The following is a 23,588-nucleotide window of genomic DNA, read 5'->3' as shown; positions in this document are numbered from 1 at the left end:
GCCCTTTGACGCGTGAGCGATCAGCGCCCCAGCCCCATTCAACGATGGGACTGGGGCGTTTTTCATCTGACACTAGCTTTTGGAATGCGTGGAGCCTGCCATGTCCTTGGAAGGTTTGCTTGACCTGCCGATCGGGGTCTGGATCACGGTGGCCGTGCTCCTGTTCTGGGCCGTCGGGGCCTACAACCGCCTGGTGCGTCTGCGTGTGGCCGCCGTCCAGGCATTCAGCTTGCTTGAGTCTCAGTGGCTCAAACACCTGGCCTGGATCGAGGTGCAATGGCTGCACAGCCCGCAAGAGGCGTCGACCCCTGCAGATGGCGTCGACAGTGCCGAGCACGGGCGGCCCGATTTGCACGTTCTTCAGCCTGCGGTGGCCCAGTTTCGCGCCTGTATGCAGGCCGCCAAACTCAGCCCCTTGAACTCGGAGCTGCTGGGATCACTGTCGTCGGCCTGGACCGTCTTTCGCATGGCGATCCGCCAGGTGCTGGCCGATGAGGACTCCGGCGTGCCCCGCCTGCCCCAGGTTCTGAGTGCCCACTGGGAACAGATGCTGCTTCAGGATCAGGCTGCGGTGGACGTTTTCAATGAGGCGGCGCAACGGTACAACCAAGCCATCCGCCAGTTTCCGGCGATATTGCTGGCCTGGGTTTTTGCCTACAGGACGGCACGGTCTTTATGACAAGCAACTACAAAAAAATTGATTTGAATGCCGGCCTGAAATCAGGCGACTACAGCGGCTCCATCCCTCTTTGGCAACAGCTGCAAGCCGTGGCTGTGGCCCTGGCAGAGGTCCGCTCAGGCGCCTCGGCCACCACCGCCATCGAGGCGGTGCCCGCAGAGTTGCGCCCCGGCGTGCAATCTCTGCTGTTCCATGTGCTGCGCTGGCTGGGCCAGGCCGAAGCCTTGCGACGCAAGCTCGCCCCGCGCAACCCGCCGGTGCTGGCCGATGCCCTGTTGTGCACGGCGCTGGCCCTGGGCTGGCGCGAGCAGGACGCGCCTTACGAAACATTCACCCTGGTCGATCAGGCGGTCGAGGCGGCCAAGCGCCTGCCGGCCATCCGGCCCCAGTCGTCCTTCATCAATGCCTGCCTGCGCCGCTTTCTGCGTGAGCGCGATGCCCTGGTCGAGGCCACGGCCCGCGAACCCATGGCGCAATGGAACCACCCTCGCTGGTGGATCGACCGTCTGCGCCAGGACCACCCGCGCCATTGGCAAGAGATCCTGCGCACCAACGCCACCCAGGCGCCCATGACCCTGCGCGTCAACCAGCGCCACACCACGGTGTCCGCCTACCTGCAGCGGCTGGCGGCAGCCGGCATCGCGGCCGAGGCCCTGGGTGGCCCAGCCGTCATGCTCGAGCAGGCCCGTCCCGTGTCCGAGGTACCCGGTTTCGACGTCGGCGACGTGTCGGTGCAGGACGCCGGGGCTCAACTGGCCGCCCCCTTGCTGCTGGACGGCCTGAGCCCGGCCCGCCCCGGCCAGCGCCTGCGCCTGCTGGACGCCTGCGCCGCCCCGGGCGGCAAGACGGCCCACCTCCTGGAGCTGGCCGACTGCGACGTCACGGCTCTGGACATCGACGCCCGCCGCTGCGAGCGCATTCACCAGAACCTGTCGCGCCTGGGCCTGCAAGCCCGCGTGGTGGCCGCCGACGCGCGTGACCCGGAACTCTGGTGGCCCGAAAACGGCCAGAAGCTGCCCTACGACGGCATCTTGCTCGATGCGCCTTGCACCGCTTCAGGCATCGTGCGGCGCCATCCTGATGTGCGTTGGTTGCGCCGCGAAAGCGATATCGGCCAGCTGGCCATCATCCAGGCGGCCTTGCTGTCCTTGCTGTGGCCCCTGGTGCGCCCAGGGGGGCGGCTGCTTTATTGCACCTGCTCCGTCTTCCGCGCCGAGGGTGAATTGCAGATTCAAACGTTTCTTGCGCACAACACCGACGCCGCTTTAAGCCCGTCGCCTGGGCATTTAATTCCCCGCACGGCGCGCAAGGGGGATCCCGTCCGGGACAATGGGCTCCGTGACCACGACGGATTTTTCTACGCCTTGCTCGAAAAACGCGCAGATTGACCGGATCGTCTTTCTCGCGGGATGGCTGCTGGCTGCCCTTTTCTGGTGCATTCGGCCTGCTTGGGCCGACACGCCCGAGATAGAGGTATCTCAAATGCGGCTGGAGCGCACCGAAGAGGGGCTTTTCCTGTCGGCCTCCGTGCGTTTTGACCTGCCCCAGCTGGTGGCCGATGCTGCGGCCAAAGGCATCCCCTTGTACTTTGTGGCCGAGGCCGAGGTGCTGCGCGACCGCTGGTACTGGTATGACCAGCGTGTGGTCAGTGTGGCCCGCTACATGCGCCTGGCCTACCAGCCCCTGACGCGCCGCTGGCGCCTGCAGGTGGCGCCCACCCCGATTGCCAACTCCGGCCTGGGCGTGAGCCTGGGCCAGAGCTTTGAAGACCTGGATGAGGCGCTTGGCGCCATCCAACGCATCTCACGCTGGCGCATCGCCGATGCGGCGGCCATCGACAACGAGGCCCGACACAGCGTCGATTTCCGCTTCCGCCTGGATGTCTCGCAACTGCCTCGCCCCTTCCAACTGGGCGTGACCGGCCGGACCGACTGGAACCTGGCCGCCAGCCGCAACCAGCGCCTGCAGCCGGAGCCTGCCAAATGAGCACGGCGCCCAGACCGGGCATCGACCGACACTCCCTGTTCAGCACCCGCACCGCCCGGTGGACCGTCGGCATCGGCATTGCCATGATGGTCATCATCGGCATCTTGCTGCTGTTCTTGCTCACCCAGGCCACCAACAACCGGGCCTTGTACGAGCGCAACTACCTGCGCCTGTTCGTCATCAACCTCATCGTGGCGGGCGCCTTGCTGTCGGCCATCCTGTGGATCGCCCTGCGCCTGTACCAGCGGCTGAGGCGCGGGCGCTTCGGCAGCCGCTTGCTGGTCAAGCTGGCGGCCATCTTTGCCCTGGTGGGCTTTGTGCCCGGCGTGCTGATCTATGTGGTGTCCTACCAGTTCGTGTCGCGCTCGATCGAAAGCTGGTTTGACGTCAAGGTCGAGGGCGCGCTGGACGCTGGCGTGAACCTGGGCCGGGCCACCCTCGACACCTTGTCCAACGACCTGGCCAACAAGACCCGGGCCGCGGGCTCGCAGCTCACCGATGTGCCCGATGCCACCGCCGGCCTGGTGCTGGAAAAGATCCGCGACCAGCTCGGGGCCAGCGACGTCGTGCTCTGGAGTGCTTCGGGCCAACTGGTGGCCAGCGTGGGCCAGTCGCGCTTCCAGCTCAACCCGGAGCGCCCCTCGGTACAGAACATCCGCAATGTGCGCAAGCAGCGCGCCGTGGCCCAGATCGAAGGCCTGGACGACCCCGCCAACGCGGCTGCCATCAACAACGCCCGCATCCGCGCCATGGCCCTGGTCAACTCGTCCAGCCTGGGCCTGTTGTCCGAATCGCGCTTTTTGCAGGTTTCAGTACCCTTGCCGCCGACGCTGGTCGCCAATGCCCTGGCCGTGCAAGAGGCCTACCGTGAATACCAGGAGCGTGCCCTGGCACGGTCCGGCCTGCGCCGCATGTACATCGGCACCCTCACACTGAGCCTGTTCCTGGCGGTGTTTGGCGCCGTGCTGCTTGCCGTGTTGCTGGGCAACCAGCTGGCCCGGCCCCTGCTGGTGCTGGCCGAGGGCGTGCGCGAAGTGGCCGCCGGCAACCTCAGCCCCAAAGCCGTGCTGCAAGGCCGCGACGAGCTGGGCGGCCTCACCCGCTCGTTTGCCGACATGACCCAGCAATTGGCCGACGCCCGCGCCACAGTCGAAAAGAGCATGCGCCAGGTCAGCACTGCCCGGGCCAATCTGCAGACCATTCTGGACAACCTCACCGCCGGGGTGATCGTGCTGGACGCGCAAGGGCAGATCCAGTCGTCCAACCCTGGGGCCACACGCATCCTCAAGGTGCCGCTGGCTGCCTACGAAGGGCGCCCACTGTCGGCGGTGCCCAGCCTGGAAGACTTCGCGCAGCGTGTGCAGAGTCAGTTCGACGCCTTTCTGGGCGAAAACGCCCAGCAGCACGGACTGGACCACTGGCAGCAATCCTTCGAATTGCCCGACGGACAAAACGGGGCGGCCGCCAGCATGATCACGCTGGTTGCCCGGGGCGCCGAAATGCCCGGTTCCGCTCGCTTGCTGGTGTTTGACGACATCTCCGAAATCGTCTCGGCCCAGCGCGCCCAGGCCTGGGGCGAGGTGGCGCGCCGCCTGGCCCATGAAATCAAGAACCCGCTCACGCCCATCCAGTTGTCGGCCGAACGCCTGGAGATGAAGCTCAGCGGCAAGCTGGCGGCCCCTGAGCAGGCCGTGCTCACCAAGTCAGTCAAGACCATCGTCGATCAGGTGGACGGTATGAAGCGCCTGGTCAACGAGTTCCGCGACTACGCTCGTCTGCCCGCCGCCGAACTCAAACCCCTGGACCTCAACGCCCTGGTGCAGGACATCCTGCATCTTTATGGGCCCGAGAACGCCACCGTGCCGGTGCGAGCCGAGCTGGACCCGCGCTGCCTGCCGGTGCTGGGCGACGCCCAGCAGTTGCGCCAGGTCATCCACAACCTGCTGCAGAACGCGCAGGATGCCACCGAGGGGGTGGCCGCAGCCGACCGCCAGCCGGTCGAGATCCGCACCCGCTGGAGCGAAAGTTCGCGCCGCGTGCGCCTGGTGGTGCGCGATCACGGCACCGGCTTTCCCGACTACATCCTCAAAAGGGCCTTCGAGCCCTATGTCACCACCAAATCCAAAGGCACTGGCCTGGGACTTGCAGTAGTCAAGAAAATCGCCGACGAGCATGGTGCACGGATCGATCTCTCCAATCACATGAGCGGAGACAACATCGCCGGGGCTCAAGTGTCGCTATCATTCGCCACTGCGCCGGCATCCCCTGCCTGACACAACATCTTCCCTGGAACCGCTTTCTTTCAATCATGGCAAACATACTGGTGGTCGACGACGAACTGGGCATCCGGGATCTGCTGTCCGAAATCCTCAACGATGAGGGCCACAACGTCGAACTTGCCGAAAACGCTTCGCAAGCGCGCAACGCCCGGCAGCGCGACGAGTTCGACCTGGTCCTGCTCGACATCTGGATGCCCGACACCGATGGCGTCAGCCTCCTCAAGGAGTGGGCGGCCGGCGGCCTGCTGTCCATGCCCGTGATCATGATGAGCGGTCACGCCACCATCGATACCGCCGTCGAAGCCACCCGCATCGGGGCCTTCTCCTTCCTCGAAAAGCCCATCACCCTGCAAAAGCTGCTGAAGGCCGTGGAGCAGGGCCTGGCCCGCAACCAACTGCGCAAGACCGCGGCCCCCGTGGTCAATGTGCCCGAACCCCGGATCGAAGCCCAGGCCACGCCCGTCACTCTGCTGGCCGAAGTGCAGACCCAGGCCCAGCAACTGTTCGACCTGGACAAGCCCCTGCGCGAAGCGCGCGACGGCTTCGAGAAAGCCTATTTCGAATTCCACTTGCTGCAGGAAAACGGCTCCATGACCCGCGTGGCTGAAAAGACCGGGCTGGAGCGCACCCACCTGTACCGCAAGCTGCGTCAGCTCGGCGTCGACCTGTCGCGCAGCAAAAAAAATGCAATTTGAGGTTTTTTCGTTTTTGCCTCAAAAAAGCTTGCTATAATTTATTTCTCGGCAGGCCCGGTAGCTCAGTTGGTAGAGCAGCGGATTGAAAATCCGCGTGTCGATGGTTCGATTCCGTCCCAGGCCACCAAAACATCAAAAAGCCCTAAGCAATCAACCGCTTAGGGCTTTTTTCGTTTCGGGCCTCTCCCATGCGGCCACCCGGCAGGGTGGCTTTCTGTTTGTCTGCGTCGGCACTGTGCCGGATTCAGCCTTGGCGGCTTTTGAGTCACATCGGTCGGGCCGGTGGGCCGGCAAGCTGCCTCACCTCCAAAGGACACCCCATGGTCGTCGATACCCTCTCCATCCAAGACCACGCCCAGGCGCTGCAAGGGCTGCTCAGCACCCGCACGCTGAATGATTTCGCTGCGGAAGCCCGGCTGGATGGCGAGAGCCTGAGCCAGGCGGTGGAGCGCTATGAGATCGACTACGCCTGGAGCGTGCTGGGTTCCGAGCGTTTGTTGGACGCAACCTTGGCCGCGCTGGCGCTGCAGTTGAAGGCGGCCCCCAGTGCGCCGCAGAGTGCCCGCGTGGCTGCGGTGTTGCAGGCTGCGGCGGCGGCGCAGCCGCCCGAGGCGCTGATGAGCTTTGACAACGATGTGCCTCAGCAATTGACCGGCCTGTTGTGGCCGGCCACAGAGCCGGCGCACAGCGTCTGAACCCCGGAGCCTGGGTTCTTCAGAAGCTCTCCCAGTCATCGTTGCCTTTGCTGTGGCTGAGCGCGGGCGATGGTGCCGATGCGGGCACGGCGGAAGAGGCCGGGGCTTTGGTCTGAATCAGCTTGGCCACGGCCGGGCCCCGGCTGACCGGTCGCGGGCTGGTGGGGGCGGCCTGAGGCTGGGGGGCCGTTTTGGCGCGTGTCTGGTCGCTGGTGATCTTGAACTGGGCCACCGCCTCCACCAGCTCGGCAGCCTGGGTGCGCAAGGCATTGGCGGCGGCCGACATCTCTTCCACCATGGCGGCGTTCTGCTGGGTGGCCTGGTCCATGTGGGTGATGGCCTCGCCCACCTGGGCCACGCCCGAGCTCTGCTCGGTGCTGGCGGCGCTGATCTCACCCACGATGTCGGTCACCCGGCGGATCGAGCTCACCACATCGGCCATGGTGGCGCCAGCCTTGTCGACCAGGGTGCTGCCGTGCCCCACGCGCTCCACGCTGTCTGAGATCAAGGCCTTGATCTCCTTGGCGGCTTCGGCCGAGCGGCCGGCCAGGCTGCGCACCTCGCTGGCCACCACGGCAAAGCCACGCCCTTGCTCACCGGCCCGGGCTGCCTCCACCGCGGCGTTCAGGGCCAGGATGTTGGTCTGGAAGGCGATGCCGTCGATCACGCTGATGATGTCGGAGATGCGGCGGGAGCTGTCGTTGATGCCGCGCATGGTGTCGACCACCTCCGACACCACCTGCCCGCCCTGGGTGGCCACGTGGGAGGCGCTCTGAGCCAGTTGATTGGCGCCGCGTGCGTTGTCGGCGTTGTGCTTCACGGTGGCGTTCAGTTCTTCCATCGAGGCCGCCGTCTGTTCCAAAGCGCTGGCCTGCTGCTCGGTGCGGTTGGACAGGTCCTGGTTGCCCATGGCGATTTCGGCGCTGGCGCTGGACACCCCTTCGGCATTGCTGCGCACCCGTTGCACGATCAGGCTGAACTGGTCCCGCATGTGCGCCATGGCTTTGAGCAGCAGGCCGGTTTCGTCCTTGCCTGACACATCGACCGCCACCGTCAGGTCGCCGGCGGCCAGGTGCTCGGCCACGCTCACCGCCTGGGCCAGGGGGCGCACGATGGCCCGGGTCAGCAACAGCCCCAGCACCACCGCCAGCACCAGCGACAGGGCCACGGCCGCCGCCACCCAGACCAGGGTCTGCGCATAGCGCTCCTGCGAGCGGCGGAACGAGTCATCAGCACCTTTCAGGTTGAGCTCGGCCAACTTCTGAACGTCGGCAAACGTGGCCTGCATGGTGCTGCGGGCCTCGCCATTGAAATAAGCCCGGGTATCGGGCAATTTCTCCTCGCCCTGGGCGGACAGGGCGGCCAGTTTTTCCGAGCTGGCCAGATAGGCCTGCCGGTGCTGCTGGTAATCGGCGTAGATCGGTTTCTCAGGGGGCGTCAGCATCGCCTCGTAACGCTTTTCCTGCTCGCCCAGCAACTGCACCAGTTTGCGCGTTCGTTCTTCCTGGGCCTTCTTGTCTTCGGCCGCGGTGGCGATCACGTGCTGGCCTTCTGCCCGGCGGATCTGGCCCAGCGTGTCCTGGATCTCGCCCAGCACCCGGATCGAGGGCAGCCAGTTGCTGGCCAGGTCGACCACGTTGTTGTTGATGGCGCCCAACTGGCTCCAGGCAAAAATACCCAGGGCCATCGTCATCACGACGATGGTGGCGAATGCGGCGCCCAGCTTGGCGCCAATCCTCAGGTCGGACAACTTCATTGACAACTCCGATCGCGAAATGAACACGGACACGGACAGAACCCGGGTGCTCTTTCAGGGCCGAAGCACCCGTCACGGAAAGCGAGGCGAATGCCGCGCTTTCGTATCAAAAAGTTTCAATGCTTGCTGTGTTTGTGACATGGTTTCCGACCGTTGGCAAGCGCCAGATGCCGGTCGGTCAGGACGGAGGCCGCAGGACAAGGCTTGCAGGGCGCCGATCAAGCCATGGCCGACAGGAACTGGCGCAGCTCGGGTGTGGCCGGCTGGCTGAACAAGGCCTCGGGTGGGCCCTCCTCATGCACCTTGCCCTGGTGCATGAAGATGATGCGATCACTGACCTTGCGGGCAAAGTTCATCTCGTGCGTGACCATCACCAGGGTCATGCCCTGTTCGGCCAGGCTTTCCACCACCTGCAGCACCTCGCCCACCAGCTCGGGGTCCAGGGCGGAGGTCACCTCGTCGCACAGCAGCACCTCAGGGTCCATGGCCAGCGCGCGCGCAATGGCCACGCGCTGCTGCTGACCGCCGGACAACTGCTCGGGCAGGCTGTCGAACTTGCTGCCCAGGCCCACGCGCTCCAGCAACTGCTCGGCCCGGCGGCGGGCCTCGGCCTGCGGCAGGCTTTTGACCAGGGTGGGGGCCAACATCACGTTGCGCCCGGCGCTCAGGTGGGGGAACAGGTTGAAGCTCTGGAAGATCATGCCCACGTTCTGGCGCAGCTCGCGCATGGCCTGGGCGTTGTCGGGCTGCAGGGGTTGGCCGTGCACGGTCAGCGCGCCTTCCTGAAACACCTCCAGGCCGTTGATGCAGCGCAGCAGCGTGCTTTTGCCCGAGCCGCTTTTGCCGATGATGCACACCACCTCGCGGCGGTGGATCTGCAGGTCGATGCCTTTGAGCACCTCGTTGTCGCCGTAGCGTTTGCGCAGGCCGCGGATGTCGATCAGGGGCAGGGTGCTGGGGGTGGCGGGCTCAGGCTGGGTCATGGCGGGGTTCCGGTCGGGGGCGGCTGGGTGCGGTAGAAGGGGGCAGAACTCAGCGTTGGGGGCGCAGGGCGCGCTCGATGCGCCGGCTCCACCACGACAGCGGAAAGCACAGCACGAAGTACATCAGGCCCACGCAGCTGTAGACCAGAAACGGTTGGTAGGTGGCATTGGCGATCATCTGGCCGGCCTTGGTCACTTCCACAAAGCCGATCACCGAGGCCAGGGCCGTGCCCTTGATCACCTGCACCAGAAAGCCCACGGTGGGGGCAATCGCCAGGCGAGCGGCCTGCGGCAGGATCACATGGCGCAACTGCTCGCCAAAGTTCATGGCCAGGCTGGCCGAGGCCTCCCATTGCCCGCGCGGGATCGACTCCACGTAGCCGCGCCAGATCTCGGTCAGGTAGGCACTGGCGTACAGCGTCAGGCACAGCGAGGCGGCGGTCAGCGGGGTGGTCTCCACGCCCAGCATGGCCAGGCCGAAGTAGGTCAGAAACAGCTGCATCAGCAGCGGGGTGCCCTGAAACAGCTGCACATACAGGGCCACGCCGCGCTGGGCCCCAGGCCAGCGCGCGGTGCGTGCCACCAGCAGGGCCAGCCCGACCGCACCGCCGCCGACGAAGGCGATCAGTGACAGGCCGGCCGTCCAGCGCAGGGCCAGCAGCAGGTGCCGGGCGATGTCCCACAGAGAAAATTCAACCATCGCAGCGACTCCTCAGCGGCCAAAGATGAAACGCGGCCCGAACCAGTTCAGCAGGCGGCGCAGGGCCACCGCCAGGGCCAGGTAGGCCCCGGTGACCAGGATGTAGGCCTCGAAGTTGCGGAAAGTGCGGCTGGCGATCAGGTTGGCGGCAAACGAGAACTCCTCGGTCGAGATCTGTCCGCACACCGAGGAGCCCAGCATCACGATGATCATCTGGCTCACCAGCGCCGGCCAGACACGGGCCAGTGCCGGCGGCAGCACCACCCGGGTGAAGATCTGCCAGCGGCTCATGGCCAGGCTCAGTGCGGCCTCGATCTGCCCCTGGGGCGTGGCCTCGATGCCAGCGCGCGCGATCTCGCTGGCATAGGCGCCCAGGTTCAGCACCATGGCCAGCGCGCTGGCCACTTCGGGCGACAGGCGCAGGCCCAGCGAAGGCAGCCCGAAAAAGACAAAGAACAGCTGGATGATGAAGGGCGTGTTGCGCACCAACTCCACATAGGCGGCCACCACAGCACGCAGCCAGGCCGGACCCTGCACGCGCAGCCAGGCGCACAGCACGCCCAGGGCCACTCCCAGAGGGGCGGTGAGCAGGGTCAACAGGCAGGTCAGCGCCAGGCCTTTGAGCAACAGGGGCCATTGCGCCAGGACGATGGAGAAGTCCAGGATCATGATGGCACCCTCGCATGCCGGCCTGTTGGCCGGCCCGAAGGGGCTTCAGTGCAGCCAGCCTGGAGGCTCGGCCGTGCCTTGTACGGAAGGGAAGGGGTGGGCATGCCACAGCCTAAGCAAGATGCATGCTAGGCCTGGTTCCCTGCTGGGGTGGTGGGCTGGCACCGGATGGTCGCCCTCGGGTTCGTCAACCGGGGGCATCCACCCCGGGCCGTCAATTCAATGCGTGGGGCGGCGGCCTGCCGAGGAGGCACCGTAGGCCGATTGTTGCTGGCTGAAGGGGCCTTGCCGGGGCGGCGTGGCCTTGGGGAACTTGCCGTGGGGCAGGGCATGCAGGCGGTGGAACAGCCGACGGCAATAGCCGCTGATGCCCAGGCACTTGTTGATCTCTTCCACCGGCAGCGGGCCCGACACCACCACGATGTCGTTGGCGATGTCGATCGCCCCCGCGGCCCGCAGGCGTCGCCGGGCACCGGTGGCCCACGACTGGATGCGCGTCGGGTTGCCATGCTGGTGCAGCTCGCCGGTGCTGCGGTCAAAGGCGATGGCCACGGTGTCCGTCTTCAGGCGGAAGCGCCGTTCACCCGTGTACGGGCTGGGCGGCTCCTTCATGTCGTACAGATAGTAGCTGCCGGCTTTGAGTTGGTATTGCAGATCCATCGGTTTGTCCTCTTGATCTGATTGTGGTGTGTGCGCTTCGGTTTGATGGTTGGAAAAGGCCGGTAAAACACCCCCGTAACAACACCCCGTATCCAGGGGGGGCACCGGCTGGCGCGCAAGCGTACACCAGTCAGCCCTTCGCGGGGCTGACGGTCACCATGCCTTGATCTGCCTCAGAAGTCCACCAGGCTCAGGCCCACGCTGAACACCACGCGGCGCCGGTTGTAATCGACCAGGCTGTCGCCGTAGCCGCTGAATAGCTGGGTGTGCAGGCGCAGCCCGCTGTGCCCACCGGTGGCCGGGCCGTTGCCCAGGGCCTTGAGCCATTCCAGGCGCACCGAGCCCCGGGCCTGCGAGCCCAGCGAGTGCCGTGCCGTGGCGATCAGGGTGTTGTCCAGGTCCTTGTTCCAGGCCAGCGACAACTCACCGCGCCCGATGTAGTTGCTGATGCCGGGGTTGTCGTCATTGGCCGCGCTCTCCGAGATGCGTCGCCACAGCCGCCCCTGCAGCCGCCAGCGCGAGTCCAGCTCGGCGCCCGCCATCCAGTAATAGCGGTTCCAGCTGCGCGACAGTGGCAGGCTTTGGCCGTTGGACTGGTGCACCAGGCCCAGCCCGTTGTAGCGCAGCCGCCAGCCGCCGGGCAGGGCCAGGGTGGTCGGGTACACGTACACCAGCTCGGGCTCGTGGTCGGTGGTGCGGAACGGGCGCGAGATCTCGGGGCTGAACAGCTGCCAGTACGACTGCTGGGTGTAGCCGAACCACAGCGAGTCTTTCAGTGTGGGGTGGCCCTGGGTCAGCAGGCCTTGGGCGATCTTGGTGCGCACCGACAGCTGCAGCCGGGTCTCGGTGCGGCGGTAGTCGATGGCCGTGGTCTGGGTGTGGCCTTCGCTGGGCGAACTGGGCTGGGTGTTGACGCTGTCCGAGGCAATCACCGACAGGCTGATCGGGCGGTAGCCCCGGATGCCGAAGGTGCCGCAGTCGCTGCCCGCCTCCAGCTCCCAGAAGCGCGACAGCTCCGAGTATTGCGGGTCGTGGCAGCCGGCTTCGCTGCCCACGGTGATGATGCGCGTGGCCGGCAGGGTGGTGTCCACGGGGCGGGTGCTCGGCTGCTGGCTGGCCAGCGCCCCGGGCGACACCGTGAGCTCGCGCAGCGGCGCGGCCGGGCTGCTGCCCCCGTCGGTTGGCTGAGTCGGCTTGGCCGCCACGGTGGGGCTGGGGGCCGTGCGTTGCTCGGCCCAGTCGTCAAAGCAGGCCAGTCGTGCTGCCGGGTCGTGGGCCAGGGCCTTGCAGGCCTGCCAACCGGTGACGGCGCTGGCGGCTGCAGGGGCCGGCGCCACCTGTGCCAGCAGCGGGCCAGCCAGCGTCATGAAGGCCAGAGCCGACACCTGGGCCACGGCCCGGCGGATGGAATAGACGGATGGTTTCATCGGGCCACCTTGCGCAGCACAAAGCGCAGCGGTTTCTGGGGCTGTGTTTCGGAGGTCCATGTGCCTTTGATTTCACGTCCGCAGCTCTCGGGGCTGACTTCGCCCAGCCAGGTGGCCGAGATGTTGCGCCCGTTGGCGGACTCTTCGAGCGTGAAGTCGCCATTGTCCACGTCGCCGCTGACCCAGGCCCGCACGCCCTCGCGCTGCAGCACGCCCCGCACGCTGCCGGCCAGATCGGGGTGGCGCTCCAGCAGCACGGTGGCCGGGGTGGCCTGGGGTTCGAACTCGGCCCGCCACAGGCCGTACAGATCCGCCGCCTGCAGCTCATCGGGCTGAGGGCAGGGCGCGGCCTGGGGGGCCGTGAGTGCCTGGGGTGTCGCGGTGGCGGCTTGGGCCGGTGCCGGGGCATCGGCGGCCAGGGCCTGCAGGCCCCCGCTCAGGGCGGCCAGCAGGAGCAGCTTTTTCAGGGGGCTGGAGGGTCGGAGCATGGCAGTGTCAGTGCGTCGGGCCCGGTAGACCGGGGGGCGCGGTTCAGGTGGGTGCGGCGCCGGCCGCCGCCCGCTTGGCGAATTCGGCGCGCAAGGCCTTGAGCTTCTCGCGCGGGTCTTCCTTCACGGTCTTCTGGTCCAGGGCCATTTCGGCGATGAATCGGCTGGGCAGGGCGGCGACCATTTCGCGGCCCTTCTTGCGCCGGCGCGTCCAGCTCACCGCCAGCGTGCGCTGGGCGCGGGTGATGCCCACATACATCAGGCGGCGTTCTTCCTGCAGGCGCAGCGCCAGGCTTTCACCGCTCTCGGCGCTGCCGGGCTCCTGGTCCATCTTGAAGGGCAGGATGTTCTCGTTCACGCCCACCAGCATCACATGCGGCCACTCCAGGCCCTTGGAGGCGTGCAGGGTGGACAGCGTCACCACGTCCTGCTCCTGTTCGCGGTCGCTGATGGTCGACAGCAGGGCAATCGTCTGCGCCACCTCCAGCAGGTTCTTTTTCTCGGTGCTGGTGGTCACGCCCGCGGTGTCGTCGATCTGGCCACCGCAGCGCCCGGCCATCCAGTCGCAGAACTCCATCACGTTGGTCCAGCGGGTGGCTGCGGCCTTCTCGCTGTCCTCGTTGTCGTACAGATGCTGCTCGTAACCGATCTCTTTGAGGAACTCGTTGAGGAAGGCGCGTGCATCTTCGGCGCCCAGCGTCTGCTTGGCCCGGTATTCCAGGTCGTTCACGTAGCGGCCGAACTCCTGCAGCCCCGCCGACGCCCGCGCCGGCAGCACGTTCTGCAGCGATGAGCTGAACAGCGACTCGAACAGGCTCAGCTTGTACTGGTCGGCATACACCCCCAACTGGGCCAGCGTGGTGTGGCCGATGCCGCGCTTGGGCGTGGTGATGGAGCGCAGGAAGGCGGGGTTGTCGTCGTTGTTGATCCACAGCCGGAACCAGGCGCACAGGTCCTTGATTTCGGCCCGGTCAAAAAAGCTTTGGCCGCCCGACACCTTGTACGGGATCTGCGCACGGCGCAGCGCCTGCTCGAACATGCGCGCCTGGTGGTTGGCGCGGTACAGGATGGCGAAATCCTTCAGGTTCTTCCATTGCGAGGTGGCGCGCAGGCTCTGGATGCGGGCCACGGCGCGCTCGGCCTCGTGCTCTTCGTTGTCGGCGTCGACCACGCGCACCGGCTCGCCCTCGCCCAGCTCCGAGAACAGGGTCTTGGGAAACAGCTTGGGGTTGGGCTGGATCACGTTGTTGGCCGCGCGCAGGATGGCCGAGGTGGAGCGGTAGTTCTGCTCCAGCTTGATCACCTTGAGCTGCGGAAAATCGATCGGCAGCTTGCGCAGGTTGTCCAGCGTGGCACCGCGCCAGCCGTAGATCGACTGGTCGTCGTCGCCCACCGCGGTGAAGCGCGCGCGTTCGCCCACCAGGGCCTTGAGCACCTCGTACTGGGTGGCATTGGTGTCCTGGTATTCGTCCACCAGCACATGGCCCAGGGTGTTCTGCCATTTCTCGCGTACCTCGGGGAAGTCGCGCAACAGCTTCAAGGGCATGCCGATCAGGTCGTCGAAGTCGACGCTCTGGTAGGCCGTCAGGCGTTCTTCATAGCGCGCCATGATCTCGGCGATCACCCGCTCGTGGTCGTTCTCGGCCTGGGCCATGGCATCGGCCGAGTTCATGCCCTGGTTCTTCCAGGCACTGATGGTCCATTGCCACTGGCGCGCCGTGGCCATGTCGGGGCTGCCGCCGCAGTCTTTCAGGATGCCGGTCACGTCATCGGCGTCCAGGATGCTGAACTGCGGCTTCAGGCCCAGGGCCTGGCCGTCTTCGCGCATCAGGCGCACGCCCAGCGCGTGGAAGGTGCAGATCACCAGGTCTTTGGCATTGCGCCCGATCAGGCCCTTGGCCCGCTCGCGCATTTCGGCCGCGGCCTTGTTGGTGAAGGTGATGGCCGCGATGCGCTTCGGGGGCATGCCCGCCTCGATCAGGCGCGCGATCTTCATCGTGATCACCCGTGTCTTGCCCGAGCCGGCGCCTGCCAACACCAGGCAGGGGCCCTGGAGGTAGTTCACAGCTTCAAGTTGGGCGAAATTCAGACCGGCAGACATGGGGTGATGGAAGGCGCCTGTGACAGGCTGATGAGCGGCGGGGTGGCCAGCGGGGCCCGCAATGATACCGGCACCGGCCAGCGCACGCTGGTGGGGCCCCGGCTGGCGCCGGCGCGCTGGCCGGCCCGGGAGCCGGTACCTGCCTGCCGAGGCCGGCTCCGTTCACAACGCTTGCGATCCGGAGACAACACCCATGCCCTTGCCCACTCGTCACCTCCATCCCGCCCCCCGTGGGCTTGCCCCACGCTCCTGTCCGGTTGTGCTGGCCCTGGGGGCGGCACTCGCCTCGCCCCTGTTCCTGAGCGGCTGCGGTGGCAGCCACGCCGGCTCAGCCAATGATCCGTCCGAGCCGCCCACCACCCTGGCCGAGGTGGGTGAAACCCGCCCTGGCTCGGGCGTGATGCGCGGCTACCTGTCGGCTGCGCAATACCCTGACAGCCTGGCCCTGCTGCCGGCGCCGCCCGCACCGGGCTCGGCGGCGGCCCAGGCCGATCAGGCCGCGTTTGAAAACACCCGCGCCCTGGCCCAGGGGCCGCGCGGTGCGCTGGCGCGGCAGGATGCCAATCTGAAATTCCCGGCCTCGGCCAACGCCTTTGCCTGCACCACGGGCTTTGAGTTCGACCCCCAGCTCACCCCCCACCTGACCACGCTGATGCAGCGCAGTTTTGCCGACGCCGGGCTGAGCACCTACAAGGCCAAGGTGTTCTACCAGCGCCAGCGCCCCTTCGTGGTCAACAACACCGGCACTTGCACCCCGGACGACGAGACCGCGTTGCGCAGCGATGGCTCCTACCCCTCGGGCCACACGGCCATCGGCTGGGCCTGGGCCCTGGTGCTCACCAGCCTGATGCCGGAGCGCACCGACGCCTTGCTGGCCCGGGGTTATGCCTTTGGCCAAAGCCGCATGATCTGCGGCGCGCATTGGCAAAGCGATGTGGACAACGGCCGTGTCGTGGCGGCCGCGGTGGTGGCACGGCTGCAGGCCGATCCGGTCTACCAGGCCCAATGGAAGCGTGCGGCGGCCGAGGTGGCGGCCTTGCGCCAGGCCGCGCCGCCCCTGGCCCGTGACTGCGCCGCCGAATCCCAGGCCTTGGCGCTGAAGCCTTGAGCCTGTCCGCAAAGCCGGCAGAATAGGCCGCTTGCCGAGGTTGGGGGTCCGCCCGGCACCCCCTGCCGGGCTGCCGGCTGAAAGCGTTTTGCCGTGCTCTCGATTCTGCAAGTCACCTTTCCGTTCTTTGCCCTGGTCCTGTGTGGCTATGTGGCGGCGCGCCGGCGCATGCTGCCGCTGGAGGCCATTGGCGGGCTGAACGGCTTTGTGTTGTTCTTTGCCCTGCCTTGCATGCTGTACCGCTTCGGGGCCAGCACCCCGATTGCCCAGATGCTGGACGCCACGCTGTTCGGGGTCTACCTGCTGTGCTCGCTGGCGCTGGTGGGGCTGACCGTGCTCACCACCCGCCGCGGGCCGGCAGCCAACCGGCCGGGCTGGAACGACACCGCCTTCGGCGCCCTGGTGGCGGCGTTTCCCAACACCGGCTTCATGGGCGTGCCCTTGCTGGTGGCTCTGCTGGGGGCGCAGGTGGTGGGGCCCACCATCGTCACGCTGGTGGCCGACATGGTCTTCACCTCTTCGTTGTGCATTGCCTTGTCGCGCCTGGACGGGGCCGGCCAGCATGGCGTGGCGCAGGCCTTGCGCAATGCCTTGCGCGGGGTGGCCGCCAACCCCATGCCTTGGTCCATTTTGCTGGGTGGGCTGGCCTCGGTGCTGGGCTTCAGCCTGCCGGCGCCGCTGCAGAAAACCGTCTCGCTGCTGGCCGATGCGGCCTCGCCCGTGGCCCTGTTCACCATGGGCGCGGTGCTGGCGCGTTCGCAGATGCTGCCCTCGCGCCAGGCCGCGAGCCCCCGGGGCTGGGGCGATGTGCCGCGCATTGCGCTGTACAAGCTGGTGCTGCACCCTCTGCTGGTGTGGGGTGCCGGCCGCGCCGCCATGGCCGCCGGCTTGCCGCTGGACCCCTTCGCCTTGACCGTGGTGGTCTTGCTGGCGGCCTTGCCCAGCGCCAGCAATGTGTCCATGCTGACCGAGCGCTTTGGCGCCGACACGGGGCGCGTGGCGCGCATCATCCTGCTGTCGACGGTGGTGGCCTTTGTCAGCTTTCCGGCTGCCGTGGCCTGGCTGCGCTGAGCGCGAGAGCCGCCTCAACCCTTCAGCTGAGACTCCACCTGTTTGGCCCGCTCGCCCGGGGCCGGGTGGCTGGAGAACATGCTCTTCTCACCGCCGCCCAGGTCTTGCAGTTTGCGCAGTGCGCTGCTGGCGGCCTGGGTGTCGTATTGGTGCTTTTGCATGAAGCGGACCGAGTACGCATCGGCATCGCTTTCCTGGCTTTGTGAGAATTGCGCGTGAATCAGCTTTTCGGCCAGATCCCCCAGCGCCGACTGGCTGAGCACGGCGACCGCCGTATTGCTGGAGGCGGCGGCCGCATCGCGTGCCGCAGAGGCCGCATAGGCGGCCTGCAAGGCCTTTTTGCTGTGGCCCAGCTTCACGTGCGCGATTTCGTGGCCGACGACAAAGCGCAGTTCGTTGTCATTCATCTTGTCCATCAAGCCGCTGTACACCCGCACGGTGCCATCGGCCATGGCAAAGGCATTCACCTCGGGGTTGAGGTAGACCTTGAAGTTGAGCTTCAGGCCGTCTTCGCTTTTCAGGCCTGCGGCCAGCCGGTCCAGCCGGGCCGCATACGACGAGCCGGCGGCCGCCACCTTGTTGCGCTTGTCCTCTGATGCGCTGACCTGGCGCGCCACATCGGCCACTTCGGCGTCGCTCAGGGTGGCGGCCTTGAGGCCCTTGCCGGCGGCGCTGACGGCGCTCCCGAGGTCGAAGGCGTGGGCCAGGCTGACGGTGAGGCTCAGTGCGGCGGCCAGCGTGGCGCTGGGCCAGAAACGGTTTTTCATGGAATGTGCTCCCTGTTTGTACTTGCTCGCTCTGCATGAAGACCCAGGGCCCTTCCCCGGGCCTTGCAAAGCCTGCGCAGTGTCGAGCCAGGGGGCGGCCGCCGTCCTTTGATCTTTCGCTTTGAGAGCTTTGTAACCAGGCCGACGGCACCAGTGGCGCAGCTTCGGGCGCGAGAGGCTCAGATCATGAGCGGGTCGACATCGATGGCCCAGCGGATCAGGCCCTTGTGCTCGGGCTGGCTGCGGGTGGCGTGCAGCACGCCCTGCCAGGCGGCCAGAAAGCGCTGCAGCGCGGCGCGCGAATCCGACTCTATGAGCATCTGGGCCCGCTCGATGTTGGCCACACGCTGCACCGTCATGGGCACGGCCGGAAAGCGGAACACCTGCTCGGCCCCGGGCAGGGCCTCACCGGCAGCGCTGGCGGCATTCAGAAAGGCCTGGGCCACGTCCTGGCTGCGCGCCTCGGCGCGCACCAGGGCCTGGAAAGAGAAAGGCGGCATGCCGGCCTGCTCGCGCTCGCGCAGTTGTTGCGCGGCAAAGGCCGGGTAGTCGTGCCGCTTCAGGGCTTCGAACAGCGGGTGGTCGGGGTGGAAGGTCTGCACCCACATCTCACCTTCGCTGTTTTGTGCGCTCACGAAGGCGGCGTCGCGGCCGGCCCGTCCGCCCGCCTGCATCAGCAGGGCAAATAGGCGCTCGGGCGCCCGGAAGTCGCTGGAGAACAGGGCGCCGTCGGGGTTGATGGCCGCCACCAGGGTGACGCGGCGGAAGTCGTGCCCCTTGGCAATCATCTGTGTGCCCACCAGCACGTCGACCTCGCCGGTGTGCACCTGGGCCAGTTGCGACTCCAGGGCGCCCTTGGCCCGGGTGCTGTCGGCATCGATGCGGGCGATGCGCACCGGCTGGCCGTCGGGCCGCAGCGTGCCTTCGAACAATTCGGCCAACTGCTCTTCGAGCTGTTCGGTGCCCCGGCCCAGCGGCGAGATGTCCAGGTTGCCGCACTCGGGGCAGGCGCGGGGCACGGGCTGGGTGAAGCCGCAGTGGTGGCAGCGCAGGGTGCGGTCGATCTTGTGGAAGACGCGAAACGCGCTGCAGTGCGGGCATTCGCTCTTCCAGCCGCAGTCGCGGCAGTGCAGCACGGGCGAGTAGCCGCGCCGGTTCAAGAAGATCATCACCTGCTCGCCGCGGGCCACCCGCTCGCGCAGGGCGGCACTCAGTGGTGCCGAGAAGACACTGCCCCGGGGCTGGCGGTTCATGTCCACCCGGCACACCCGGGGCAGGCCGGCCGCGGCTGCGGCACCCACCCGTGTGGGCATCAGCAGGCGCTGGTAGCGCCCGCCTTCGGCGGCCGGGCGGCTGTGGTGCCAGCTCTCGAGCGAGGGCGTGGCCGAGCCCAGCAGCACCTTGGCGCCTTCCTGCTGGGCGCGGTACACCGCCAGGTCGCGCGCCGAGTAGCGGGCCCCCTCCTGCTGCTTGTAGCTGGGGTCGTGCTCCTCGTCCACGATGATCAGGCGCAGGCCCGGCAGCGAGGCGAAGATGGCCATGCGCGTGCCCAGCACGATGCGCGCCGCGCCGCCATGTGCGGCCAGCCAGCTCTTGAGGCGCTGCGGGTTGGTCATGCCGCTGTGCATCGAGACCACCGCCTGCGGGCCCCAGTGCGGCGCAAAGCGGGCCTGGAAGCGCTCTTCCAGCTGCGGCGTCAGGTTGATCTCGGGCACCATCACCAGGGCCTGGGCCGTGGGGTCGCGCTCCAGCAGGGCCTGCACGCTGCGCAGGTAGACCTCGGTCTTGCCGCTGCCGGTGGCGCCAAACAGCAGGAAGGGGCCGCTGCCCTCTTCAATGGCCCGGGTCACCTCCAACTGCTCGGCCGTCAATTCGGGCAAGGCCACCGCGCTGGCCTGGGTGTCAGCACTGTCGGCCGCCACCGGTTGGCGCTTGAGCCGGCGCGCCAACTGTTCGGGGCCCAGCTCCCGCAGTTGAGGGGGCAGGGCAGCCAACGCCACTTCGCCGAGCGAGCGCTGGTAGTACCGGGCCGAAAAGCTCACCAGCCGCATCCAGGCCTGGCCCAGGGGCGGCAGGCCGCCCAGCACGCCGGCGATCTGGCGTTCGGCCACCCCGGCGCTGTCCAGCTCGGCTTCAGGCACCGGCCAGACCACGCCCAGGGTCTCGCGCTTGCCCAGGGGCACGCGCACCAGGGTGCCCGGGGCCACGGGCTCCGGGCTCAGGTAGGTGAGGGGCCCCGAGAGGCCGCTGTGGGCCGGCGTCTGGACCACGACGGCAATCCGGTGGGTCATGGGGTTGGATTGTGCGTCAGTGCGCCGGGTGCCCGACCCAGCCCCCGGCTTGGAACGCCTGTGTCATCTGTGGATAAGTTTGTTGACAGATGCTCGCGCAGGGCCACCGGGCTTGGCCTGGGCCGCTCGCGCGGGCGGCGGCCTCTGCCGCCATGGCCGCTCGCAAATTGAATGCGGACAAGGACTTAGCCGTATTTTCAAGCGGCCCAGAAGCGGTGTTTTTCATGGCCGGGCAGGTGCCCCAGTTTTGTGCATAACTTCGACCAGCGAACGCACTTTCGTGCCAACAAGACTTGTCCCCAAGGCCGCGCCAACTGTCCACAGACTTGTCCGCATCAGCCGAGGCCTCACGACTCGTCCGCAAGTGCTTGATTTGCTTGTACTTTTCAGAAGAGCACCGGTTTTCTGTGGATAACTTTGGGGATAGCCTGTCGCCAGCCATGCCAAAGCCTTGTCCCACAAGGCTTTCAACAGCTTGCCTGTTAATTGGGCACTTTGAAAAGTTCAATGAAATCAATAGCTTGGAAATGCATGAAAACGTGGATTGTGAAAACCGACCCTCTTCAGGCCAAGCCTGGGGGTGGCTTGCTGCTGTGCACAAGTTTCGGAGCCTGCCCTGTGTCAAGGGCGGCCGATGGATTGGCCCTGTGGAAACAGGCGCGAGACTTTCCGACTGTCGGTCAATCCGCTCCGTTCAGTTCATCCTGGGCCGAGAAAACAGCGCTAAGTGCTTGATGCCAAAAGGGGTTTTTCAGGTGTTCACAGAAGCTGTGGATAACTTTGTTGATATCCGCCCCTCGAGCGCCGCAAACCCTTGTGGCACAAGGGTTTGCTTACGCTGCCCACAAAATCGGCAAAACGCAAAATCCTTATGAATCAACGACTTAGGGAATCCGTGTGGGGTGGTTCCAGGACGGGCAGCGTGTTGCGATGCATCAGATATTTTGTGCATAAGTGCTTGACGGCCAGGTCTTTTGCAGTTCTCCAGGCGGCTTGTCTTGGCGCTCGTCTTGGGAAGTGGAGGTCTGGCAGACCGAGGTTCGTTCGCCGACCATCGCCATTGCTGAGGTCAGGCTTGAAAACACGGCGCTAAGTGCTTGTCAGATGGTGGTTTTAACAAAAATTCACAGAACCTGTGGATAACTTTGTTGATATCCCGTTCGTGAACCGTCAAAACCCTTGTGCCACAAGGCTTTGCTTAGGTTGCCTGCAAAATTGGCAATCCATAAAATCCATATGAATCAACAACTTGCAGATGCCTGCGGTGCGAGCGACCGCGCTGCCCATGTGTTGCGGTGCATCAGATGATTTGTGCATAAGAGGCTTGACGAGGCTGTTCAGGCTTGTTCCAGCGGCTCATGCCAAGGCGAAAAAAAACGCCCGGACCGGGCGTTTCAGGGTGCGCGCGCAGGCTTCAGAGCCCGCGCTGGCGCCGTGAGTGGGTGTGCACGGCCTCGACCAGGGCGCTCACGTGTTCGGGCGGGGTGTACTGGCTGATGCCGTGGCCCAGGTTGAAGATGTGGGTGGGGCCGGTGGTCAGCGGGTCCAGGTGCGGGGTGCCGAAGCTGTCGAGCACGCGGGCCACCTCTTGTGCAATCTGCTGCGGCGGGGCGAACAGCACGTTGGGGTCGATGTTGCCCTGCAAGGCCTTGCCCGGGCCACCCACGGCACCGCCCACGCGGGCGCGCGCCTGGCCCAGGTTGACCGTCCAATCCAGGCCCAGCACCTCGCAGTCCAGGGCCGACATGGCCTCCAGCCACTGGCCGCCGCCCTTGGTGAACACGATGCGCGGAATGGCCACGCCCTCATGTTCGCGCTTGAGTTGCTGCAGCACGCGGGCCGTGTAGGCCAGGCTGAACTGCTGGAAGGCGCCATCGGCCAGCACGCCACCCCAGCTGTCAAAAATCATCACCGCCTGGGCGCCGGCCTCGATCTGGGCGTTCAGGTAGGTGGCCACGGCATCGGCGTTGACCTCGAGCATGCGGTGCATGAGGTCGGGGCGGCTGTACAGCATGGTCTTGACCAGGCGGTAGTCATCGCTGCCCTTGCCTTCGACCATGTAGCAGGCCAGCGTCCAGGGGCTGCCCGAGAAGCCGATCAGCGGCACCCGGCCCTTCAGGGCGTGGCGGATGCTGGTGACGGCGTCGAACACGTAGCGCAGCTTGTCCATGTCGGGCACCTGCAGGGCCGCCACGGCGGCCTCGTCACGCACCGGGGTGGCAAAGCGCGGGCCCTCGCCCTGGGCGAAGGACAGGCCCAGGCCCATGGCATCGGGCACGGTCAGGATGTCAGAGAACAGGATGGCCGCGTCCAGCGCATAGCGCTCCAATGGCTGCAGCGTGACCTCGGTGGCGAAATCGGTGTTGGTGGCCAGGCCCATGAAGCTGCCGGCCCGAGCCCGGGTGGCGCAGTACTCGGGCAAGTAACGGCCGGCCTGACGCATCAGCCACAGCGGGGTGTGGTCGGTGGCCTGGCGCCAGCAGGCGCGCAGAAAGGTGTCGTTTTGCAGCGGCGCGAAGCGGCTGGCGGCTGGGTGGGGGGCGGCGGAGGTGCTCATCCCTGGATTGTCGCAGCACCGTGCGTTCCGGCTGTAACGCTGGGGGCCAGGGTTTCTTGCCCTGGATCAATTTCGATGCGTTGATGCGACCGTGAAACGCAGGCATTCAAACCTGTGGGTGCATCTTCAGCCACTCTTTGAGGGCTTGATCGATGCGGGTTTGCCAGCCATCGCCTGCCGCCCGGAAAGCGGCCACCACCTCAGGTGACAGTCGAATGGTGGTGGAGACTTTGCGCGGTGCTTTCTGAGGGCCGCGGGGGGGGCGCCTGAGCTTGTCGCGCAGGCTGTCGGGCAGGTCGTCCATGCGCACAGCCTGCTTGAACATGGCCTCTGTCCAGGCCGGATTGTCGGCGTCGGTCATCTCAGGATGGGGCTTCTTGCTCATAGCGACTTTGCTCTCTGAAGTTGGCCTTGCGCAAACTGATCACCCGGATGCCCCGCTTCGTCTCGGAGTACACCACCACATGGGTTCGTGCACCGATCAGGCCCAGAGCGATGTAGCGCGTTTCAGGGTAGGGCTGGCGCGTGTCACGCCAGGTCAGCGAGGACTCGAAATCGAACTGGCTCACCAGCTCAAACGAGAGGCCGCGCAGCCGGATGTTGGCTTCGTTTTTGCGGGGGTCGTATTCAAGGTCCACCATTTTAGGATGGTGGATTTGCCGGCTTCAATCTTTAT

At 66.3% G+C, this 23,588-nt stretch carries 21 protein-coding genes and 1 tRNA gene; 9 read left to right on the top strand and 13 right to left on the bottom strand.

Annotation, left to right across the window (positions count from 1 at the left end; genetic code table 11):
• Window positions 1-100: 100 nt before the first annotated feature.
• The 7 genes from L880_RS0122100 to L880_RS0122070 all read left to right on the top strand — a co-directional run bounded on the left by L880_RS0122100 (window position 101) and on the right by L880_RS0122070 (window position 6,334).
• Window positions 101-679: a LemA family protein gene (locus tag L880_RS0122100; protein WP_051443512.1), complete on the top strand. Its 579-nt coding sequence runs from the start codon at window positions 101-103 to the stop codon at window positions 677-679.
• Complete coding sequence (gene rsmB, locus L880_RS0122095; RefSeq protein WP_245615296.1) at window positions 676-2,067, top strand: 16S rRNA (cytosine(967)-C(5))-methyltransferase RsmB; 1,392 nt, start codon at window positions 676-678, stop codon at window positions 2,065-2,067. The genes L880_RS0122100 and rsmB overlap by 4 nt, the downstream gene beginning before the upstream one ends.
• A 25-nt stretch (window positions 2,068-2,092) precedes the next feature.
• The gene (locus tag L880_RS0122090; RefSeq protein ID WP_027477527.1) at window positions 2,093-2,665 is read left to right on the top strand and encodes a DUF4390 domain-containing protein; all 573 of its coding nucleotides are present in this window, start codon (window positions 2,093-2,095) and stop codon (window positions 2,663-2,665) included.
• Complete coding sequence (locus L880_RS0122085; RefSeq protein ID WP_027477526.1) at window positions 2,662-4,938, top strand: sensor histidine kinase; 2,277 nt, start codon at window positions 2,662-2,664, stop codon at window positions 4,936-4,938. Before L880_RS0122090 ends, L880_RS0122085 begins: the two co-directional genes overlap by 4 nt.
• Window positions 4,939-4,973: 35 nt before the next feature.
• Window positions 4,974-5,639, top strand: a complete 666-nt coding sequence (locus L880_RS0122080; protein WP_019577982.1) for a response regulator — start codon at window positions 4,974-4,976, stop codon at window positions 5,637-5,639.
• Between the two features lie 51 nt (window positions 5,640-5,690).
• Window positions 5,691-5,766, top strand: a tRNA-Phe gene (locus L880_RS0122075).
• Window positions 5,767-5,959: 193 nt separating this feature from the next.
• Window positions 5,960-6,334, top strand: coding sequence for a hypothetical protein (locus L880_RS0122070; RefSeq protein WP_027477525.1), 375 nt, complete (start codon window positions 5,960-5,962; stop codon window positions 6,332-6,334).
• Window positions 6,335-6,353: 19 nt separating this feature from the next.
• On the opposite strand, the gene L880_RS0122065 is transcribed toward L880_RS0122070, so the two are convergent.
• From L880_RS0122065 to L880_RS0122030, 8 genes are all read right to left on the bottom strand, one after another.
• Window positions 6,354-8,090 (bottom strand): methyl-accepting chemotaxis protein, encoded by a 1,737-nt coding sequence (locus L880_RS0122065; protein WP_027477524.1) that lies wholly within the window; start codon window positions 8,088-8,090, stop codon window positions 6,354-6,356.
• Window positions 8,091-8,308: 218 nt separating this feature from the next.
• Window positions 8,309-9,073, bottom strand: coding sequence for an amino acid ABC transporter ATP-binding protein (locus tag L880_RS0122060; protein WP_019577979.1), 765 nt, complete (start codon window positions 9,071-9,073; stop codon window positions 8,309-8,311).
• Between the two features lie 49 nt (window positions 9,074-9,122).
• Window positions 9,123-9,773, bottom strand: coding sequence for an amino acid ABC transporter permease (locus tag L880_RS0122055; RefSeq protein WP_027477523.1), 651 nt, complete (start codon window positions 9,771-9,773; stop codon window positions 9,123-9,125).
• A gap of 12 nt (window positions 9,774-9,785) precedes the next feature.
• Window positions 9,786-10,442 (bottom strand): amino acid ABC transporter permease, encoded by a 657-nt coding sequence (locus L880_RS0122050; RefSeq protein ID WP_027477522.1) that lies wholly within the window; start codon window positions 10,440-10,442, stop codon window positions 9,786-9,788.
• A gap of 219 nt (window positions 10,443-10,661) precedes the next feature.
• Window positions 10,662-11,102: a hypothetical protein gene (locus tag L880_RS0122045; RefSeq protein WP_019577976.1), complete on the bottom strand. Its 441-nt coding sequence runs from the start codon at window positions 11,100-11,102 to the stop codon at window positions 10,662-10,664.
• Window positions 11,103-11,275: 173 nt separating this feature from the next.
• The gene (locus tag L880_RS0122040; protein ID WP_027477521.1) at window positions 11,276-12,529 is read right to left on the bottom strand and encodes a phospholipase A; all 1,254 of its coding nucleotides are present in this window, start codon (window positions 12,527-12,529) and stop codon (window positions 11,276-11,278) included.
• Window positions 12,526-13,017, bottom strand: coding sequence for a hypothetical protein (locus tag L880_RS0122035; RefSeq protein ID WP_051443511.1), 492 nt, complete (start codon window positions 13,015-13,017; stop codon window positions 12,526-12,528). Before L880_RS0122035 ends, L880_RS0122040 begins: the two co-directional genes overlap by 4 nt.
• Before the next feature lie 43 nt (window positions 13,018-13,060).
• Window positions 13,061-15,118, bottom strand: coding sequence for an ATP-dependent helicase (locus L880_RS0122030; protein WP_019577973.1), 2,058 nt, complete (start codon window positions 15,116-15,118; stop codon window positions 13,061-13,063).
• A 193-nt stretch (window positions 15,119-15,311) separates the two neighbouring features.
• Here L880_RS0122030 and L880_RS0122025 point away from each other — a divergent pair, with 193 nt between their 5' ends.
• Together L880_RS0122025 and L880_RS0122020 are read left to right on the top strand one after the other, a co-directional pair.
• On the top strand, window positions 15,312-16,226 hold the full coding sequence (locus tag L880_RS0122025) for an acid phosphatase (RefSeq protein WP_342669191.1): 915 nt from the start codon (window positions 15,312-15,314) through the stop codon (window positions 16,224-16,226).
• 93 nt (window positions 16,227-16,319) lie between these two features.
• Window positions 16,320-17,297, top strand: coding sequence for an AEC family transporter (locus L880_RS0122020; RefSeq protein WP_027477518.1), 978 nt, complete (start codon window positions 16,320-16,322; stop codon window positions 17,295-17,297).
• Window positions 17,298-17,311: 14 nt separating this feature from the next.
• Here L880_RS0122020 and L880_RS0122015 read toward each other — a convergent pair whose 3' ends face one another.
• The 5 genes from L880_RS0122015 to L880_RS0121990 all read right to left on the bottom strand — a co-directional run bounded on the left by L880_RS0122015 (window position 17,312) and on the right by L880_RS0121990 (window position 23,553).
• Window positions 17,312-18,064, bottom strand: coding sequence for a M48 family metalloprotease (locus tag L880_RS0122015; RefSeq protein WP_027477517.1), 753 nt, complete (start codon window positions 18,062-18,064; stop codon window positions 17,312-17,314).
• Between the two features lie 179 nt (window positions 18,065-18,243).
• Entirely contained in the window at window positions 18,244-20,355 is a 2,112-nt protein-coding gene (priA, locus tag L880_RS0122010; RefSeq protein WP_027477516.1) for a replication restart helicase PriA, read from the bottom strand.
• A gap of 1,414 nt (window positions 20,356-21,769) precedes the next feature.
• On the bottom strand, window positions 21,770-22,912 hold the full coding sequence (gene hemE / locus L880_RS0122000; protein WP_043330237.1) for a uroporphyrinogen decarboxylase: 1,143 nt from the start codon (window positions 22,910-22,912) through the stop codon (window positions 21,770-21,772).
• Window positions 22,913-23,018: 106 nt separating this feature from the next.
• Window positions 23,019-23,297 carry a BrnA antitoxin family protein gene (locus L880_RS0121995; protein ID WP_027477514.1) on the bottom strand — a complete coding sequence of 93 codons (279 nt, stop codon included), beginning with the start codon at window positions 23,295-23,297 and terminating at the stop codon, window positions 23,019-23,021.
• A complete protein-coding gene (locus L880_RS0121990; RefSeq protein WP_084461533.1) occupies window positions 23,275-23,553 on the bottom strand; it encodes a BrnT family toxin in 279 nt (92 codons plus the stop codon). The genes L880_RS0121995 and L880_RS0121990 overlap by 23 nt, the downstream gene beginning before the upstream one ends.
• Window positions 23,554-23,588 lie beyond the last annotated feature (35 nt).

The sequence above is a fragment of the Curvibacter gracilis ATCC BAA-807 genome, from assembly GCF_000518645.1.
Classification (GTDB): domain Bacteria; phylum Pseudomonadota; class Gammaproteobacteria; order Burkholderiales; family Burkholderiaceae_C; genus Curvibacter; species Curvibacter gracilis.
This window is presented reverse-complemented; position numbering and strand designations above follow the sequence as displayed.

Coding starts and splice junctions, on each gene's coding strand:
- L880_RS0122035 (WP_051443511.1), bottom strand. CDS start 13,017: ATGCTCCGACCCTCCAGCCCCCTGAAAAAGCTGCTCCTGCTGGCCGCC.
- L880_RS0122085 (WP_027477526.1), top strand. CDS start 2,662: ATGAGCACGGCGCCCAGACCGGGCATCGACCGACACTCCCTGTTCAGC.
- L880_RS0122015 (WP_027477517.1), bottom strand. CDS start 18,064: ATGAAAAACCGTTTCTGGCCCAGCGCCACGCTGGCCGCCGCACTGAGC.
- L880_RS0122050 (WP_027477522.1), bottom strand. CDS start 10,442: ATGATCCTGGACTTCTCCATCGTCCTGGCGCAATGGCCCCTGTTGCTC.
- L880_RS0122030 (WP_019577973.1), bottom strand. CDS start 15,118: ATGTCTGCCGGTCTGAATTTCGCCCAACTTGAAGCTGTGAACTACCTC.
- L880_RS0122100 (WP_051443512.1), top strand. CDS start 101: ATGTCCTTGGAAGGTTTGCTTGACCTGCCGATCGGGGTCTGGATCACG.
- hemE (WP_043330237.1), bottom strand. CDS start 22,912: ATGAGCACCTCCGCCGCCCCCCACCCAGCCGCCAGCCGCTTCGCGCCG.
- L880_RS0122025 (WP_342669191.1), top strand. CDS start 15,312: ATGCCCTTGCCCACTCGTCACCTCCATCCCGCCCCCCGTGGGCTTGCC.
- L880_RS0122065 (WP_027477524.1), bottom strand. CDS start 8,090: ATGAAGTTGTCCGACCTGAGGATTGGCGCCAAGCTGGGCGCCGCATTC.
- L880_RS0122080 (WP_019577982.1), top strand. CDS start 4,974: ATGGCAAACATACTGGTGGTCGACGACGAACTGGGCATCCGGGATCTG.
- L880_RS0121995 (WP_027477514.1), bottom strand. CDS start 23,297: ATGAGCAAGAAGCCCCATCCTGAGATGACCGACGCCGACAATCCGGCC.
- rsmB (WP_245615296.1), top strand. CDS start 676: ATGACAAGCAACTACAAAAAAATTGATTTGAATGCCGGCCTGAAATCA.
- L880_RS0122045 (WP_019577976.1), bottom strand. CDS start 11,102: ATGGATCTGCAATACCAACTCAAAGCCGGCAGCTACTATCTGTACGAC.
- L880_RS0122040 (WP_027477521.1), bottom strand. CDS start 12,529: ATGAAACCATCCGTCTATTCCATCCGCCGGGCCGTGGCCCAGGTGTCG.
- L880_RS0122060 (WP_019577979.1), bottom strand. CDS start 9,073: ATGACCCAGCCTGAGCCCGCCACCCCCAGCACCCTGCCCCTGATCGAC.
- priA (WP_027477516.1), bottom strand. CDS start 20,355: ATGACCCACCGGATTGCCGTCGTGGTCCAGACGCCGGCCCACAGCGGC.
- L880_RS0122070 (WP_027477525.1), top strand. CDS start 5,960: ATGGTCGTCGATACCCTCTCCATCCAAGACCACGCCCAGGCGCTGCAA.
- L880_RS0122055 (WP_027477523.1), bottom strand. CDS start 9,773: ATGGTTGAATTTTCTCTGTGGGACATCGCCCGGCACCTGCTGCTGGCC.
- L880_RS0121990 (WP_084461533.1), bottom strand. CDS start 23,553: ATGGTGGACCTTGAATACGACCCCCGCAAAAACGAAGCCAACATCCGG.